This window comes from Polaribacter batillariae (genome assembly GCF_017498485.1).
Classification (GTDB): Bacteria; Bacteroidota; Bacteroidia; order Flavobacteriales; family Flavobacteriaceae; genus Polaribacter; species Polaribacter batillariae.
This window is the reverse complement of the sequence record NZ_CP071795.1, coordinates 821,984-836,664: the sequence shown is the minus strand read 5'-3', so window position 1 is coordinate 836,664 and position 14,681 is coordinate 821,984. Positions and strand designations below refer to the sequence as shown.

The window sequence follows — 14,681 nt, the reverse complement described above, 5'->3', positions numbered from 1 at the left end:
TTATGAAAAACTTAAAAAAACTAGAACGCTTACAGCAATTACATCAAAGAATACAAAATGAAAATACAGGTTCTCCAATAGATATGGCAAAGTATATGAATATAAGTGAAAGAAGTATTCATAATCTAATTGATGAGCTTAAAATTTTAGGAGCAGAAATTTGCTACAAAAGAACAACAAAAACATATTACTATTGTAATGATTTTAAAATTGAACTAAACATTTCACTAAAAGTAATTACAGAAGGAGATGCAAGAAACTTATATGGTGGTAGCTATTTTTTTAAAGAAAACTACTTCCCTGCAAGGTTTTTGCAGGGAACAAAATTATACTTGTAACATCAAAACAATATTAGATGCATATAGTAGTGTTTTGATATGGATTGTAAAAAGTTTACAACCAAAAAATAAATTAATAATTTTTAAAAAAGTAATTTTATGAAAAATTTACAAAATTTTGGCGTTCAAGAATTGAATGCTAAAGAAATTAGTGAAACCAAAGGCGGAGGTCCAATAGCAGATTTTGTTCATTGGTGGGTTCATACTATGGATAAATATGCTCCAGGATATGTTCATACACAATATGGTGTTTAATTTAAATAAAAAAACTAAATATTATGAAAAGTTTAGATAAATACAATGTACAAAAGATTAGTAGTAATGAAGTTATAGAAATTTCAGGAGGAACAAGAGTTCCATGGAATCCAATTTTTTTAGCAATTTACATCATCGATGAAATCTGGGATGGAGCTACGAGAGAATGTAGTTCATCTTGTAGCCACGATTAAAAACAAAAGTTGACTTTATTAAAATAGAGTCAACTTTTATTTAACATAAGAAATAAATGCAACGAAGTTTTCATAAATTTATTAGATTAAATATTTTTAATCAATTACTCTTAATTGTATTAGTGTCATTTCTTTTAGGAGAATTATTGCAGCTTTTTCTAGAGCATTTTTACGGAAAGGGAATTTTCAACATTGATTTTAGTAATTATTCATCTTTTTCAGCGGTAATTATTGAAGTAATAATTTTAGCACCTTTAATAGAAACTTTCTTAGTGCAATTTATTATAATTGAAATTTCCCTACAATTACTCTCAAAAAAAAAGTACAAATTCATATATTCTATTTTATTTTCTGCTTCAGTTTTTGGGGTATTACATCAATATAATGTAGCATATGTAATAGCTACTTTTGTTCTTGGTTTGTGGTTTGGAAGTCTTTATATATTCTACAAAAAAAATAAAAAAATTAATCCTTTTTTAGCTGTATTACTTGTACATCTTGTTTATAATTCAATTAATTTAATTAAGGAATATTATTTACAATAATGAAAAATATATCACAATTGATTATAGGTGTTATTGGTATAATAGAAATAATTTATTATTGTTTTTATAATCAAACAGAAAAAACTGTATTTGGTTATGAAGTAAATTCATTTTTATTTATTTTGTTTTGGGCTACCGTAACAATTTTTGCTTTTTATTTTTTCTTTAAAAAAAATAAAAAAAGAAATTAATTTTTCCCTGCAAAAAAATGCAGTAAACAATCTTTTCTTTGCCATATTAAATTAATTAAATGGCAAAAATCACTATTAAACAACACGACATTACAGATTGTGGTGAAACTTGCTTAGCATCTATAGCATCACATTTTAAATTACAAATTCCTATTGCTCGTATTCGACAATATGCTGGTACAGATAAAAAAGGGACCAATGTTTTTAGATTTTATAGAATATTAATAAAAGGACACTACTATTGTAACGATTTTGATTTACACGTTTTAATTTCCGTTTTAACTAACAACGAAGTAACGCAAATATTCGGAAGCAGTTACTTTTTGAAAAATAATTTGTTAAGTGCAAGGTTTTTCCAGGGAACAAAATTATACTTGTAACATCAAAACAATATTAGATGCATATAATAGTGTTTTGATACGGATTGTAAAAAAATACAACCAAAAAATAAATTAATAATTTTTAAAAAAGTAATTTTATGAAAAATTTACAAAATTTTGATGTTCATGAGTTGAATACTAAAGAAATGATTAATATTGATGGTGGTGGTAATACACCAAAGAGGAGTTGGTGGGCGGCATTTGCTGAATATATTTTATCGGGAGATGCTAAAAAGGACTTTATAACTTCTGCAAATGCAGCAGCAGCTGGTCATAGTTATGGAACTGGTAGAGGATATTTCTAATTAAAATGCATTAAAACTATACCTTTTTAAAAAGGTATAGTTTTTTTAACAAACTAATATGATAAATTATTTTTTAAAATTAAAAAGAAGAAATTTTTTAATCTACGTATTTTTAATACCTATTTTATGGAACATACTAATTTCAATTACCTTAGTTTATTTTTTTGATATTAATTTATCAGACCATAAAGGAGTTCCTGATTATAGTTTATATACATATATTTTTATTTCTGTATTCTTTGCTCCATTATATGAAACCTTAGTGTATCAATTTTTTACTATTGAATTTTTTCGATTATTATTTGAAAAAATACATAAACCATTACTAATTTTAATATCAGGCTTTTTATTTGGGTTTATGCACTACTTTAACGCTAATAGTTATTTGTATAGTTTACTTGCTTTTATAATGGGATTATTTTTTGCTTTTATTTACGAAGTAAGTAAAATTAGAAAAGATATTAAATCACATTTTTTTTTAGTTGCTCTTGTTCATTCTTCAGTAAATTTAAGTGGATCTATTGTAAGTTTACTTATAGGCATTATTATCCATTATTTTAGTCAATAACATATATATCTAATATTAAAAAAGTGTACAAACAACAGTTGCTATACTTTACCAAAGTAGAAAAACCTAGAAATAGAATTGTAAGTTTACACAAAGATTATGTTCGTCCAATTGTACGTGGCAAAGAGGTTAAATAAGTAGAGTTTGGAGCAAAGGTTAACAAACTGCAAATTGATTGAATCAACTTTATTCAAAAAATTAGCTTTGATAATTTTAACGAGGGAACTCAACTAAAAAATACTATTCATAAAGCACAAGGGCTTAGTAGAACAAAAGTAAAAGTTATAGGAGCAGGTGCTATTTACGCTACCAATAAGAACCGTGTTTTTTTAACTCAAAATCAAATCCAAACAGACTTTAAACCCAAAGGAAAATCCTCAAAACATTACAACAACAGTAGAAACTTAAAGCGATGATTACTAAAGAAAGAGCTTCAAGATTAGAAGGTTCTTTTGGCAAAGAAAAAGAACACTATCATCTTAAGAAAATCAAAGCAAAAACAAAATCTAATGAAATCCTATGGATATTCTTTGGAATCCATACTGCCAATGCACTAGAAATTGGTAGAAGGATGCTAAAACTACAGCAACAAAAAGTAGCCTAAAAAATAAAAAACCATCAAAAAAACCAAGGGATAGCTATACCTTGATTGGAAAGAAAATTACAAAAAATACTCAAAAAATCAGGAAAAACTAAAAAATCAACACCTAAAATTATAAATGTTGACTTTTTTAATATTATTCTTGGAAAATTCACTTACTCACGAAAGTGCCTACATTTTTATATATTTACCTATGATTTATAAATATGAAAATGAGTTATTATTTTCGTGATGGATTTATCTTACTTAGATATTCAATTTAATCAAATATTAACAAAATGAATTTAAATAATTTTTATGAAGGTGGTGTAAACTTAAAGAAAAAACAGTTAAAAAAAAAGTTAGCTTTTGAAATTAATAAAATAAATAATCTTAATAATATTGATTTTCTACAGAGAAATAAAAAAATCTTTTTAATTAAGGTTACATATTATTTCAAATTTATTAAATTAGATTACTTAAATTTTTAATTAATATCCTGCAACAAAATTGCAGTAAACACACCTTTCTTTGCCATATTAAATTATTAAAATGGTAAAAACTACCATCAAACAACACGACATTACAGATTGCGGTGCAACTTGTTTAGCGTCCATATCTGCACATTACAATTTACAAATACCTATTGCCCGCATTCGCCAGTATGCTGGTACAGATAAAAAAGGCACAAATGTTTTAGGACTTATAGAAGCCGCAGAAAAATTAGGCTTTGAAGCTAAAGGTGTACGTGGCGAATTAGATAGTTTGTTTAAAATACCAAAACCTGCAATTGCACATATTATTGTAAAAGAACAATTGCATCATTATGTGGTTATTTACGAAGTTACCAAAACATACATTAAAATTATGGATCCAGGAGATGGGAAAATCCATAAAAAAACTCATCAAGAATTTTTAAAAGAATGGACAGGTGTTTTAGTCTTACTACTACCAAAAGAAGAATTTGTACCAACAAACGAAAAAGTATCTGTTTTAAAACGTTTTTGGTTTTTATTAAAACCACATAAATTTGTTTTATTACAAGCCTTGGTTGGCGCTATCATTTATACTTTATTAGGTTTTTCTACTTCTATTTATATACAAAAGATAACAGATTATGTATTGGTAGGCAGTAATACAAAACTGTTAAATCTATTGAGTATTATAATGTTGCTGTTATTGGTTTTACAAATTATAATAGGTGTTTTTAAAGATGTATTTCTTATCAAATCAGGTCAACAAATAGACGCTCGTTTAATTCTAGGTTACTACAAACACTTGTTAAAATTACCACAGCAGTTTTTTGATACGATGCGTGTAGGAGAAATTATTTCTCGTATCAATGATGCCGTTAAAATTAGAGCCTTTATTAATGATGTATCTTTAAGTTTAACGGTAAACATACTCATTTTGTTTTTCTCTTTTGGTATTATGTTTCTATATTATTGGAAATTGGCTTTAATTATGTTGTTGGTAATTCCTTTATATTTAGTTGTTTATATTATCATAAACAAACTCAACAAAAAAACAGAGCGTAAAATAATGGAGCGTTCAGCAGAATTAGAAAGTCAGTTAGTAGAGTCTTTAAATTCTGTAGGTACAATAAAACGTTTTGGTTTAGAGAGTTTTGCCAATATTAAAACAGAAACTCGTTTTATAAATTTGTTACACATTGGTTATAAATCTGCTTTAAATTCAGTTTTTTCAGGCACTTCCACAAGCTTTATAGCACAATTATTTACAATCATCCTTTTATGGAGTGGTTCATATTTTGTAATTGAACGAGAAATTACACCGGGAGAATTATTGTCCTTTTATGCAATTATAGGTTATTTTATGAACCCTGTAGCTAGTTTAATTGGAGCAAATAAACAAATACAAAATGCTTTAATTGCAGCAGACCGTTTGTTTGAGATTATGGATTTAGAAAGGGAAGAAAACACGGAAAAAGTAGTATTGAAGAAAGAGAAGATTGACGACATCGAATTTAAAAACGTAGCTTTTAGATATGGTACAAGAGTACAAGTTTTTACAGATTTCAACTTAAAAATTAAAAAAGGAAATATTACAGCAATTGTTGGTGAAAGTGGCTCTGGTAAATCTACTTTAATTTCTTTACTCCAAAACTTATACCCCATACAAAAAGGACAAATTACTATTGGGGATTTAGATTTAAAATATATTCAGCACGAAAGTTTACGAGAATTGGTAAGTGTAGTGCCACAAAAAATAGATTTATTTGCAGGAAATGTAATTGACAATATTGCTGTGGGAGATTTTGTCCCAGATATGGAATTGATTATAGATATTTGTAAATCTATTGGTATTTTAGAGTTTATAGAAAGTTTACCTAATGGATTTAACACCTATCTTGGAGAAAACGGAGCAACACTTTCTGGAGGCCAAAAACAACGCATCGCCATTGCAAGAGCTTTGCATAAAAAGCCAGAAGTATTGGTTTTAGATGAAGCGACTTCGTCTTTAGATTCTACTTCAGAAAATTATATTCAAAAAGCAATTGAGCGATTGCGTTTAGAAAACAAAACCATTATAATTATTGCACACAGATTAAGCACAATAATCAATGCTGATGAAATTGTAGTTTTACAAAAAGGAGAAGTTTTAGAACAAGGAAATCATAAGGTATTATACGCTAAAAAAGGGCATTATTATAATTTATGGCAACAACAAATGCCTAAATTAATTTGATAGATTTTATAAATTAGATTTTCAATTTGTAGATTTAATTCACTAATTTTATCCCACAAAAATTACTGAATTTGCTCACACAACTTTCCATAAATAACTATGCGTTAATCGATTCATTATCAATTGATTTCTCTTCAGGTTTATCCATTATTACTGGAGAAACTGGTGCAGGAAAATCGATACTTTTAGGCGCTTTAGGGTTGGTTTTAGGAAACAGGGCAGATTTGTCTTCTCTAAAAGATACCTCACAAAAATGTATCGTAGAAGCTAAAATGGCAATTGCCAACTATCATTTAGAAGCTTTTTTTAAGAAAGCCGATTTAGATTACGAAGCAGAAACCATTATTAGAAGAGAAATTTTGCCTTCAGGAAAATCGCGCGCTTTTGTAAACGACACGCCTGTAAACTTATCCGTTTTAAACGAATTAAGAAATCAATTAATTGATGTGCATTCGCAGCATCAAACCATGGAATTGTCCGACAATGCTTTTCAATTTTCTGTGATAGATGCATTGGCGAAGAATAAAAAACAAATCGATGCTTACCAAAGAGGTTACTTACAATTACAACAACTAGAAAAAGAACTAAAGGAATTAGAGCGCGTTCAAAAAGAGGCAAATCAGCAGTACGATTATAATTTGCACTTGTTTAAAGAATTAGAAAAAGCAAATTTAAAAGTTGATGAGCAAGAAGATTTAGAAGAACGATTAGAGAAGTTAAATAACATCGAAGACATAAAAATAAATGTATCTGAGGCTTTAGAAATTTCTATCAATGAAGAAATTGGAATTCAGAATTTGCTAAATACCTTAGAAAATCGATTGTCTAAAATAGCTGCATTTTCTAAAGAATACCAACAAATAGCAGAAAGAATTACTTCTGTAAAAATAGAAATAGACGATATCGTTACAGAGTTAGAAAATTTTAACGAAAATGTAGATTTTAACCCTAATGAAGCAGAAGAAATTAATGACAGGTTGCAGTTAATTTACAACTTACAAAAGAAACATACCGTAAATTCAGTTCAAGAATTATTAGTTGTTTTCGAGGAATTATCCGAAAAAGTACAGCAAGTTGAATCTGCAGAAGAAGTAATCAACAAGAAAAAACAAGAAATTCATTCAGTCTCAGAAAAATTAGACAAAGTAGCCGATTTAATTACAAAATCAAGAAAAACTGCAATACCGAAACTAACCAAAGAATTAGAAAGTTTACTGGCAGATTTAGGCATGCAAAATGCCCGTTTTTCCATAAAAATAAAACCTACGATTGTATATTTTTCAAACGGAAAAGACAATTTAGAATTTTTGTTTTCAGCCAATAAAGGCGGTAATTTTGGTGAACTAAAAAAAGTTGCTTCAGGAGGAGAATTATCGAGAATAATGTTGTCTGTAAAAAAAATATTATCAGAAAACATACATTTGCCCACCATTATTTTCGACGAAATAGATACAGGAGTTTCAGGAGAAGTTTCCAATAAAATTGCAGCAATTATGCAACAGATGAGCAACCACATGCAAGTTATTGCCATTACACATTTACCACAAATCGCAGCAAAAGGCAATAACCATTACAAAGTCTATAAAGAAGAAGTAAATGGCATTACAACCACCAATTTAAAACAACTTTCTAAAGAAGAAAGAATTGTAGAAATTGCAGAAATGTTAAGTGGAAAAGACATCTCAGAATCTGCTTTAACACATGCAAAAGAATTGTTAACAAGCCTCTAGCCCCACAACAGAAGGCTTTTAGCTAAAAAGTAAAGTATCTTAGATAAATTTTCGAATTTGTGGCAAAAAAAGCCACTTTAATTTATATTTGTAGAAAATAATAAAGAACCAACTTGCTTTTTTAATTTTCCCCTTTTGGGGAAATGTCCAGAGGATAAAAGGCTTATAACCAAAAACCAACATGTACAACTTACTAAAAGGAAAAAAAGGAATTATTTTTGGAGCATTAAACGAACATTCCATCGCATGGAAAGTAGCAGAAAGAGCACATGAAGAAGGCGCAGAATTTGTATTAACAAACGCGCCAATTGCCATGCGAATGGGCGAATTAAACGCCTTGGCAGAAAAAACTGGCTCGCAAATTATTCCTGCAGACGCAACATCTGTAGAAGATTTAGAAAATTTAGTAGAAAAATCGATGGAAATCTTAGGCGGAAAAATAGATTTCGTTTTACACTCCATAGGAATGTCTGTAAACGTAAGAAAAGGAAAACATTATACAGACCCAAAATACGATTTTACCACAAAAGGTTGGGATGTTTCTGCAGTTTCTTTCCACAAAACCATGAATGTTTTATACAACAAAAACGCTATGAACAAATGGGGTAGCATTGTTGCGTTAACATACATGGCAGCACAAAGAGTTTTTCCAGATTATAACGATATGGCAGACAATAAAGCCTATCTAGAATCCATTGCACGCAGTTTCGGGTACTTCTTTGGTCGCGACCACAAAGTACGAGTAAATACCATTTCTCAATCGCCAACACCAACCACAGCAGGTAGTGGTGTAAAAGGTTTCGACGGTTTTATTGCTTACGCAGAAAAAATGAGTCCCCTAGGAAACGCAACAGCTGCAGACTGTGCAGACTATACAATTTCGCTATTTTCCGATTTAACAAAAAAAGTAACATTACAAAACTTATTTCATGATGGAGGCTTCTCGAACATGGGCGTAAGCGATGCAGTTATGGAAAAATTTGAGTAGCGCCTGTTATCTTGAGCGCAGTAGAAAGATTTGGAGCTATTTCCTGCTTTCCACTATATCTTTTTTACTTCTGTTCTCGATACAATTTTTCTTCCTTCGTCACAAAAATCACTCGAACTGACAGTAAAAAAGGATGTCGTTTCAATCAGGGCTAAGCTTGTTTGCCAGCTTTTAGACACAAAGAAAAATACATCACATTTAAAAGTTGAAGTTTTTTAGAAATAAGAACCTTCAACTTTTTTATTTTTTTACATTTACAATTAAGAAATTTTAAAACTTTTGAAACTACGCTTTAGCATTATAATTCCCGTTTACAACCGTCCACAAGAAATAAACGAGTTGTTAAAAAGTCTTACAAAACAAGACGTTTCCGAAGAATTCGAGGTTTTAATAATAGAAGATGGTTCTACAAAATCTTCCGAAGAAATTGTAAAAAAGTATCAAAATCAATTAGATGTAAAATACTTTTTCAAAGAAAATAGTGGAGCAGGAGCGAGTCGAAATTTCGGAATGCAAAAAGCCACAGGAAACTATTTGATCATTTTAGATTCAGATGTTATAGTTCCAACCCAATATGTATCTGAAGTAAAAAAAGCATTGGCAACCAACTTTACAGATGCTTTTGGTGGACCAGATGCTGCACATAAAAGTTTTACGCCCTTACAAAAAGCAATCAATTATTCGATGACAGCTGTTTTAACTACAGGCGGAATTCGCGGAAAGAAAAAAGGAGTAGGAAAATTTCAGCCAAGAAGTTTCAACTTAGGAGTGTCTAAAAAAGCATTTGAAAAAACAAACGGTTTTTCTAAAATGAAAAACGGAGAAGACATCGATTTTACTTTTCGTTTATGGAAAAACGGATTCGAAACACAATTAATAGAAAAAGCATTTGTGTATCACAAACGTAGAAGCACCCTTCAACAGTTTTACAAACAAACATTCGGTTTTGGAACCGCAAGACCTATTTTAAATAAAAAATACCCAGAAACTGCAAAAATTACTTATTGGTTTCCAAGTGTATTTATTTTAGGTTTCGACTTAAGTATTTTGTTGGCCTTTTTTGGATGTTTTCAGCTTTTGTATTTTTATGCATTTTACTTTTTGTTAATTTTTATAGATTCTTTACTTCAAAATAAAAATATTAAAGTGGCTTTTTTAAGTATGGTAACTTCATTTATTCAGTTTTTAGGGTACGGATTAGGCTTTTTAGAATCTAAGTTTTTTGCTCAAAAATAGTTTCATTTCCATCATAAACGAAATTATTGTCAGTTCGAGTGATTTTAAGGTTCGAAAAATCGCATCGAGAACTCAGCACAAATTTCACTCATTTTAACCGTAAAATTTACTTAAATCGACAGCATTACTTAGGCAACATCAACCCAAAATAAAGATAAAGAAAATAGGTATATTTATAAATTTTGCAATTAATGGAAAAGAAAATCAATAGAAATTATATATTGCATCACAAAATGATAGAAAGAGGAGCATTTGTTTTCACGATATTTCATCAACTAAAAAAGTAATTAAAAATGAAAAGAAGGAATTTCTTAAAAAAAGCATCAGTAACAGGATTGGGTTTAGTTACAGTATCATCTTCAATAATAAGTTGTAATGATACTAAAAAAGAAAATAAGCCAGTTTCTACAGGTAAAGCAGTTGTTCCTGTAGTGGTTGCCACTTGGAATTTTAAAAACGCTACAAAAGCGGCTTGGGAAGTTTTAGAAAAAGGTGGCAATTCTTTAGATGCAATTGAAGTAGGTTGTAGAGTAGAAGAGGCAGATTTAAGAAATACAACTGTAGGTAATGGCGGAACACCAGATAGAGATGGAAATGTTACCTTAGATGCCTGTATTATGAATAAAGAAGGAAACTATGGTGCCGTTGTTTGTATGGAAAATATTGCCCATCCAATATCTGTGGCTCGTAAAGTTATGGAAGAAACACCCCACGTTTTATTGGCAGGAAAAGGTGCAGAACAATTTGCAGTTTCTCAAGGTTTTAAAAGGCAAGATTTGTTAAATGAAAATACGAGAAAAGCATGGGAAAAATGGAAAGAAAAATCGGAATATAAACCGATTATAAATATAGAAAATCACGATACCATTGGCATGCTGGCAATTGATAAAAATGGTGATATTTCTGGAGGTTGTACCACAAGTGGCCTGGCATATAAAATGGCTGGTAGGGTTGGAGATTCTGCCATAATTGGTTCTGGTTTGTTTATAGACAATACAGTGGGTGGAGCTACAGCAACTGGTATGGGAGAAGAAGTTTTAAAAACCGTTGGTAGTTTTTTAATTGTAGAATTAATGCGCCAAGGAAAAACACCACAAGAAGCTTGCGAAGAAGGGGTAAGAAGAATTGTAACTTCGAATCCTAATTTTAAAAACTTTCAAGTTGGGTATGTTGCTTTAAATAAAAAAGGAGAATACGGTTGCTATTGCATACATAGTGGCTTTGGAATTAGTAAATATCAAGAAGGAGAACAAACGTATATCGAGTCAGGTTCGCATATTAAAAAGGCGTAAACTTGCATATTCTATGGTTTGATGCCATCGAAAGAAAACAATTTAAAACCCCAAAAAAAGAAGCTGTCTCGAAAGTATTAAAACTTGTTATTTCGACTGTAATGGAGAAATCTTACTTATTGAATTTCAATATTTTAGATTTTTCAACTTCACTCAAAATCACAGTTAAATTTACTTTTGTGACAGCTTCTTAGAATACAAATTTTGCAACGCTATTTTAGGACGTTACGAAAAATAAAACTTATAAATCGAAACGATCTAAATTCATCACTTTAGCCCAAGCATTTACAAAATCATTTACAAATTTTTCTTGCCCGTCATTTGCTCCGTAAACTTCTGCAACAGCTCTTAGTTCGGTATTTGAACCAAAAATTAAATCTGCTCTAGTTCCAGAAAATTTCATGGCATTTGTTTTTCTGTCTCTTCCTATAAATTCTTTATTATCTGAATTTGTAGCTTTCCAAGTTAAAGAAAAATCAAGAATGTTTGTAAAGAAATCGTTTGTTAAACTACCAGGTTTATCTGTAAAAACGCCATGTTTAGAGTCGTTGTAATTCGCTCCTAAAACGCGTAAACCGCCTACAAGAACAGTCATTTCTGGAATAGAAAGAGTTAATAAATTGGCTTTATCAACCAATAAATCTTCTGCGGCAACATTTTCTAATTTCGGACTCATATAATTTCTAAATCCATCTGCTAAAGGTTCTAAATGACTAAAAGATTCTACATCTGTTTGTTCTTGAGATGCATCTCCTCTTCCTTGCGTAAATGGCACTGTAACAGAATGTCCTGCAATACGAGCGGCTTCTTCAACCCCAACATTTCCACCTAAAACAATTAAATCTGCCATTGAAATTGTACCGTCAAATTCTTCTTGAACTTTTTCGTAAGTTGCTAAAACTTTTTGTAATTGTTCTGGGTTATTTACGTCCCACCTTTTTTGTGGCTCTAAACGAATTCTTGCTCCATTTGCACCACCACGATTGTCGGAACCTCTAAAAGTAGAGGCAGAGGCCCATGCTGTAGTGACTAATTGCGATACAGTTAAACCTGTAGCTAAAATTTGTTTTTTTAATGAAGAAATATCAGCATCAGATAAGGTATAATTTACGGTAGGAATTGGGTCTTGCCAAAGCAATTCTTCTTTAGGTGTTTCTGGACCTAAATAACGAGAAATAGGGCCCATATCTCTATGTGTTAATTTAAACCAAGCTCTAGCAAAAGCATCTTCAAATGCTTTATGGTCTTTATGGAAACGTTTAGATATTTCTAAGTAAGTAGGATCCATTTTTAAAGCCATGTCTGCAGTAGTCATCATTAAAGCTTGTTTGCCATTTGGGTCACCTGCTTTTGGAGCCATTTTGGCATTTGATGCTGCAGTTGGTGTCCATTGATATGCGCCAGCAGGACTTTTCGTTAATTCCCAGTCGTAATTTAATAAAACATCAAAATATTCATTATCCCATCTTGTTGGGTTGGGTGTCCATGGTCCTTCAATACCACTTGTAATCGCATCATCTAAAACTCCTGTTCCAAAAGAATTCTTCCAACCTGTACTCATTTCTTCAATTGGAGCGCCATGAGGTTCTTTACCTACATATTTTTCTGGGTCAGCAGCTCCATGCGCTTTTCCGAATGTATGCCCTCCAGCAACTAAGGCAACTGTTTCTTCATCATTCATTGCCATTCTACCAAAGGTAATTTTAATATCGTGAGCAGATTTTAATGGATCTGGAACACCATTAGGACCTTCTGGATTTACATAAATTAACCCCATGTGAGCGGCACCTAAATGCCCTTCTAAATCGCCATCACTGGTATCATATCTCTCGTCGTTATCTAACCAACCTGTTTCGCTACCCCAATAAATGTCTTGTTCTGGTTCCCAAACATCTTCTCTACCACCAGAAAAACCGAAGGTAGGAAATCCCATAGATTCCAATGCACAATTTCCTGCAAGAATCATTAAATCTGCCCAAGAAATTTTATTTCCATATTTCTTTTTAATTGGCCATAAAAGCAAGCGCGCTTTGTCTAAATTACCATTATCTGGCCAACTATTTAAAGGAGCAAAACGTTGGTTTCCTGTTGCTGCACCACCTCTACCATCTCCAACTCTGTAGGTTCCAGCACTATGCCATGCCATACGAATCATAAGTCCACCATAATGGCCGTAATCAGCTGGCCACCAATCTTGTGAGTCTGTCATTAAATTAATAACATCTTGTTTTAAAGCATCAAAATCGACACTATTAAATGCTTTTGCATAATCAAAATCTTCTCCCATTGGATTCGATTTTGGGGCATTTTGACGTAAAATATTTAATTTTAACTCGTTTGGCCACCAATCTCTATTGCTGGTTCCACCACCAGCAGATTTTTTTTGAGTGCCGCTCATAAATGGGCATTTTGCTGCATCTTCATTTATATCGAAACTATTAGTACTACTCATTTTATTATTATTTAAAGTTTAACAACCCAAACTTACGAATTTTTGAAACGTTATGTTTAATTATTTTTATCTATAGTTTTTATTTTAAAATAGCTTTAATTTATAGTTTTTTTTGTTTTCCACATTTTTAATGCAAATATATCTTTGCATAAAGAAATCTTATTCTAGTATAAGAAAATAAAAGTTTTCAACTGTTTTTTAGACTGTTTTAGAGACGTATATTTGCAAACTGAAAAAAACATATATTAACATTAAAAAAGTATATAAAAATGGCAACATTAGTTGGTAAAAAATTTCCAAACTTAAACGTAGATGCAATGGATGAAATGGGCGACACATTTAAATTAAATGTATTAGAAGAAGCTGTTTCTAAGAATAAGAAAGTTATTTTATTTTGGTACCCAAAAGACTTTACTTTTGTTTGTCCTACAGAATTACACGCTTTTCAAGCGGCGATAGGCGAGTTCGAAAAAAGAAACACCATAGTTATTGGGGCTTCTTGCGATACACCAGAAGTACATTTTGCTTGGTTAAACACTTCTAAAGAAAATGGAGGAATTGAAGGTATTACATACCCAATCTTAGCAGACTCTAACCGTAATTTATCATCGATATTAGGTATTTTAGATATTAAAAACGAAACTTTTGATGAAGCTTCACAAACGATTCAAGTAGAAGGAGATAATGTAACCTACAGAGCTACCTATTTAATAGATGAGCAAGGTATGGTATTTCACGAAGGTGTAAACCATATGCCTGTTGGAAGAAATGTAAGTGAATTTTTACGTTTAATCGATGCTTATACTCACGTTCAAAAAAACGGAGAAGTGTGCCCTGCAAACTGGGAAGAAGGTAAAACTGCGATGGCACCAAACGCAAAAGAAACTGCGGCATATTTAGCAGCTCACTAAATTTATA

General features: G+C 30.9%; 16 protein-coding genes. 15 read left to right on the top strand and 1 reads right to left on the bottom strand.

What is annotated here, in order from left to right:
• Positions 1–2 precede the first annotated feature (2 nt).
• From JL193_RS03800 to JL193_RS03735, 14 genes are all read left to right on the top strand, one after another.
• On the top strand, positions 3–338 hold the full coding sequence (locus tag JL193_RS03800) for an HTH domain-containing protein (RefSeq protein WP_207972561.1): 336 nt from the start codon (positions 3–5) through the stop codon (positions 336–338).
• Between the two features lie 99 nt (positions 339–437).
• A complete protein-coding gene (locus JL193_RS03795) occupies positions 438–593 on the top strand; it encodes a hypothetical protein (RefSeq protein ID WP_207972560.1) in 156 nt (51 codons plus the stop codon).
• Between the two features lie 23 nt (positions 594–616).
• Complete coding sequence (locus JL193_RS03790) at positions 617–787, top strand: hypothetical protein (RefSeq protein WP_207972559.1); 171 nt, start codon at positions 617–619, stop codon at positions 785–787.
• A 56-nt stretch (positions 788–843) separates the two neighbouring features.
• Positions 844–1,332, top strand: coding sequence for a CPBP family glutamic-type intramembrane protease (locus tag JL193_RS03785; protein WP_207972558.1), 489 nt, complete (start codon positions 844–846; stop codon positions 1,330–1,332).
• A complete protein-coding gene (locus JL193_RS03780; protein WP_207972557.1) occupies positions 1,332–1,523 on the top strand; it encodes a hypothetical protein in 192 nt (63 codons plus the stop codon). The genes JL193_RS03785 and JL193_RS03780 overlap by 1 nt, the downstream gene beginning before the upstream one ends.
• Before the next feature lie 59 nt (positions 1,524–1,582).
• Positions 1,583–1,903: a cysteine peptidase family C39 domain-containing protein gene (locus tag JL193_RS03775; protein ID WP_207972556.1), complete on the top strand. Its 321-nt coding sequence runs from the start codon at positions 1,583–1,585 to the stop codon at positions 1,901–1,903.
• Positions 1,904–2,001: 98 nt separating this feature from the next.
• Positions 2,002–2,208 (top strand): hypothetical protein, encoded by a 207-nt coding sequence (locus JL193_RS03770; protein ID WP_207972555.1) that lies wholly within the window; start codon positions 2,002–2,004, stop codon positions 2,206–2,208.
• Positions 2,209–2,266: 58 nt separating this feature from the next.
• Complete coding sequence (locus JL193_RS03765) at positions 2,267–2,776, top strand: CPBP family intramembrane glutamic endopeptidase (protein ID WP_207972554.1); 510 nt, start codon at positions 2,267–2,269, stop codon at positions 2,774–2,776.
• Between the two features lie 412 nt (positions 2,777–3,188).
• Positions 3,189–3,380, top strand: coding sequence for a hypothetical protein (locus tag JL193_RS03760; RefSeq protein ID WP_207972553.1), 192 nt, complete (start codon positions 3,189–3,191; stop codon positions 3,378–3,380).
• A gap of 528 nt (positions 3,381–3,908) precedes the next feature.
• The gene (locus tag JL193_RS03755; protein ID WP_207972552.1) at positions 3,909–6,065 is read left to right on the top strand and encodes a peptidase domain-containing ABC transporter; all 2,157 of its coding nucleotides are present in this window, start codon (positions 3,909–3,911) and stop codon (positions 6,063–6,065) included.
• Between the two features lie 71 nt (positions 6,066–6,136).
• Complete coding sequence (recN, locus tag JL193_RS03750; RefSeq protein ID WP_207972551.1) at positions 6,137–7,795, top strand: DNA repair protein RecN; 1,659 nt, start codon at positions 6,137–6,139, stop codon at positions 7,793–7,795.
• 181 nt (positions 7,796–7,976) lie between these two features.
• Entirely contained in the window at positions 7,977–8,783 is an 807-nt protein-coding gene (locus tag JL193_RS03745) for an enoyl-ACP reductase FabI (protein WP_207972550.1), read from the top strand.
• A 279-nt stretch (positions 8,784–9,062) separates the two neighbouring features.
• Complete coding sequence (locus JL193_RS03740) at positions 9,063–10,019, top strand: glycosyltransferase family 2 protein (protein WP_207972549.1); 957 nt, start codon at positions 9,063–9,065, stop codon at positions 10,017–10,019.
• A 293-nt stretch (positions 10,020–10,312) separates the two neighbouring features.
• Positions 10,313–11,311 carry a glycosylasparaginase gene (locus tag JL193_RS03735; RefSeq protein ID WP_207972548.1) on the top strand — a complete coding sequence of 333 codons (999 nt, stop codon included), beginning with the start codon at positions 10,313–10,315 and terminating at the stop codon, positions 11,309–11,311.
• A 241-nt stretch (positions 11,312–11,552) separates the two neighbouring features.
• Here JL193_RS03735 and katG read toward each other — a convergent pair whose 3' ends face one another.
• On the bottom strand, positions 11,553–13,763 hold the full coding sequence (gene katG, locus JL193_RS03730; RefSeq protein WP_207972547.1) for a catalase/peroxidase HPI: 2,211 nt from the start codon (positions 13,761–13,763) through the stop codon (positions 11,553–11,555).
• 269 nt (positions 13,764–14,032) lie between these two features.
• Between katG and JL193_RS03725 the strand changes: the two genes are divergently transcribed.
• Positions 14,033–14,674: a peroxiredoxin gene (locus JL193_RS03725; RefSeq protein ID WP_207972546.1), complete on the top strand. Its 642-nt coding sequence runs from the start codon at positions 14,033–14,035 to the stop codon at positions 14,672–14,674.
• The last annotated feature ends 7 nt before the right edge of the window (positions 14,675–14,681 follow it).

Excerpts from the sequence above, each read along its gene's own strand:
- katG (WP_207972547.1), bottom strand. The coding sequence starts at position 13,763 with ATGAGTAGTACTAATAGTTTCGATATAAATGAAGATGCAGCAAAATGC.
- JL193_RS03800 (WP_207972561.1), top strand. The coding sequence starts at position 3 with ATGAAAAACTTAAAAAAACTAGAACGCTTACAGCAATTACATCAAAGA.
- JL193_RS03760 (WP_207972553.1), top strand. The coding sequence starts at position 3,189 with ATGATTACTAAAGAAAGAGCTTCAAGATTAGAAGGTTCTTTTGGCAAA.
- JL193_RS03765 (WP_207972554.1), top strand. The coding sequence starts at position 2,267 with ATGATAAATTATTTTTTAAAATTAAAAAGAAGAAATTTTTTAATCTAC.
- JL193_RS03785 (WP_207972558.1), top strand. The coding sequence starts at position 844 with ATGCAACGAAGTTTTCATAAATTTATTAGATTAAATATTTTTAATCAA.
- JL193_RS03790 (WP_207972559.1), top strand. The coding sequence starts at position 617 with ATGAAAAGTTTAGATAAATACAATGTACAAAAGATTAGTAGTAATGAA.
- JL193_RS03770 (WP_207972555.1), top strand. The coding sequence starts at position 2,002 with ATGAAAAATTTACAAAATTTTGATGTTCATGAGTTGAATACTAAAGAA.
- JL193_RS03780 (WP_207972557.1), top strand. The coding sequence starts at position 1,332 with ATGAAAAATATATCACAATTGATTATAGGTGTTATTGGTATAATAGAA.
- JL193_RS03795 (WP_207972560.1), top strand. The coding sequence starts at position 438 with ATGAAAAATTTACAAAATTTTGGCGTTCAAGAATTGAATGCTAAAGAA.
- JL193_RS03725 (WP_207972546.1), top strand. The coding sequence starts at position 14,033 with ATGGCAACATTAGTTGGTAAAAAATTTCCAAACTTAAACGTAGATGCA.
- JL193_RS03745 (WP_207972550.1), top strand. The coding sequence starts at position 7,977 with ATGTACAACTTACTAAAAGGAAAAAAAGGAATTATTTTTGGAGCATTA.
- JL193_RS03755 (WP_207972552.1), top strand. The coding sequence starts at position 3,909 with ATGGTAAAAACTACCATCAAACAACACGACATTACAGATTGCGGTGCA.
- JL193_RS03735 (WP_207972548.1), top strand. The coding sequence starts at position 10,313 with ATGAAAAGAAGGAATTTCTTAAAAAAAGCATCAGTAACAGGATTGGGT.
- JL193_RS03775 (WP_207972556.1), top strand. The coding sequence starts at position 1,583 with ATGGCAAAAATCACTATTAAACAACACGACATTACAGATTGTGGTGAA.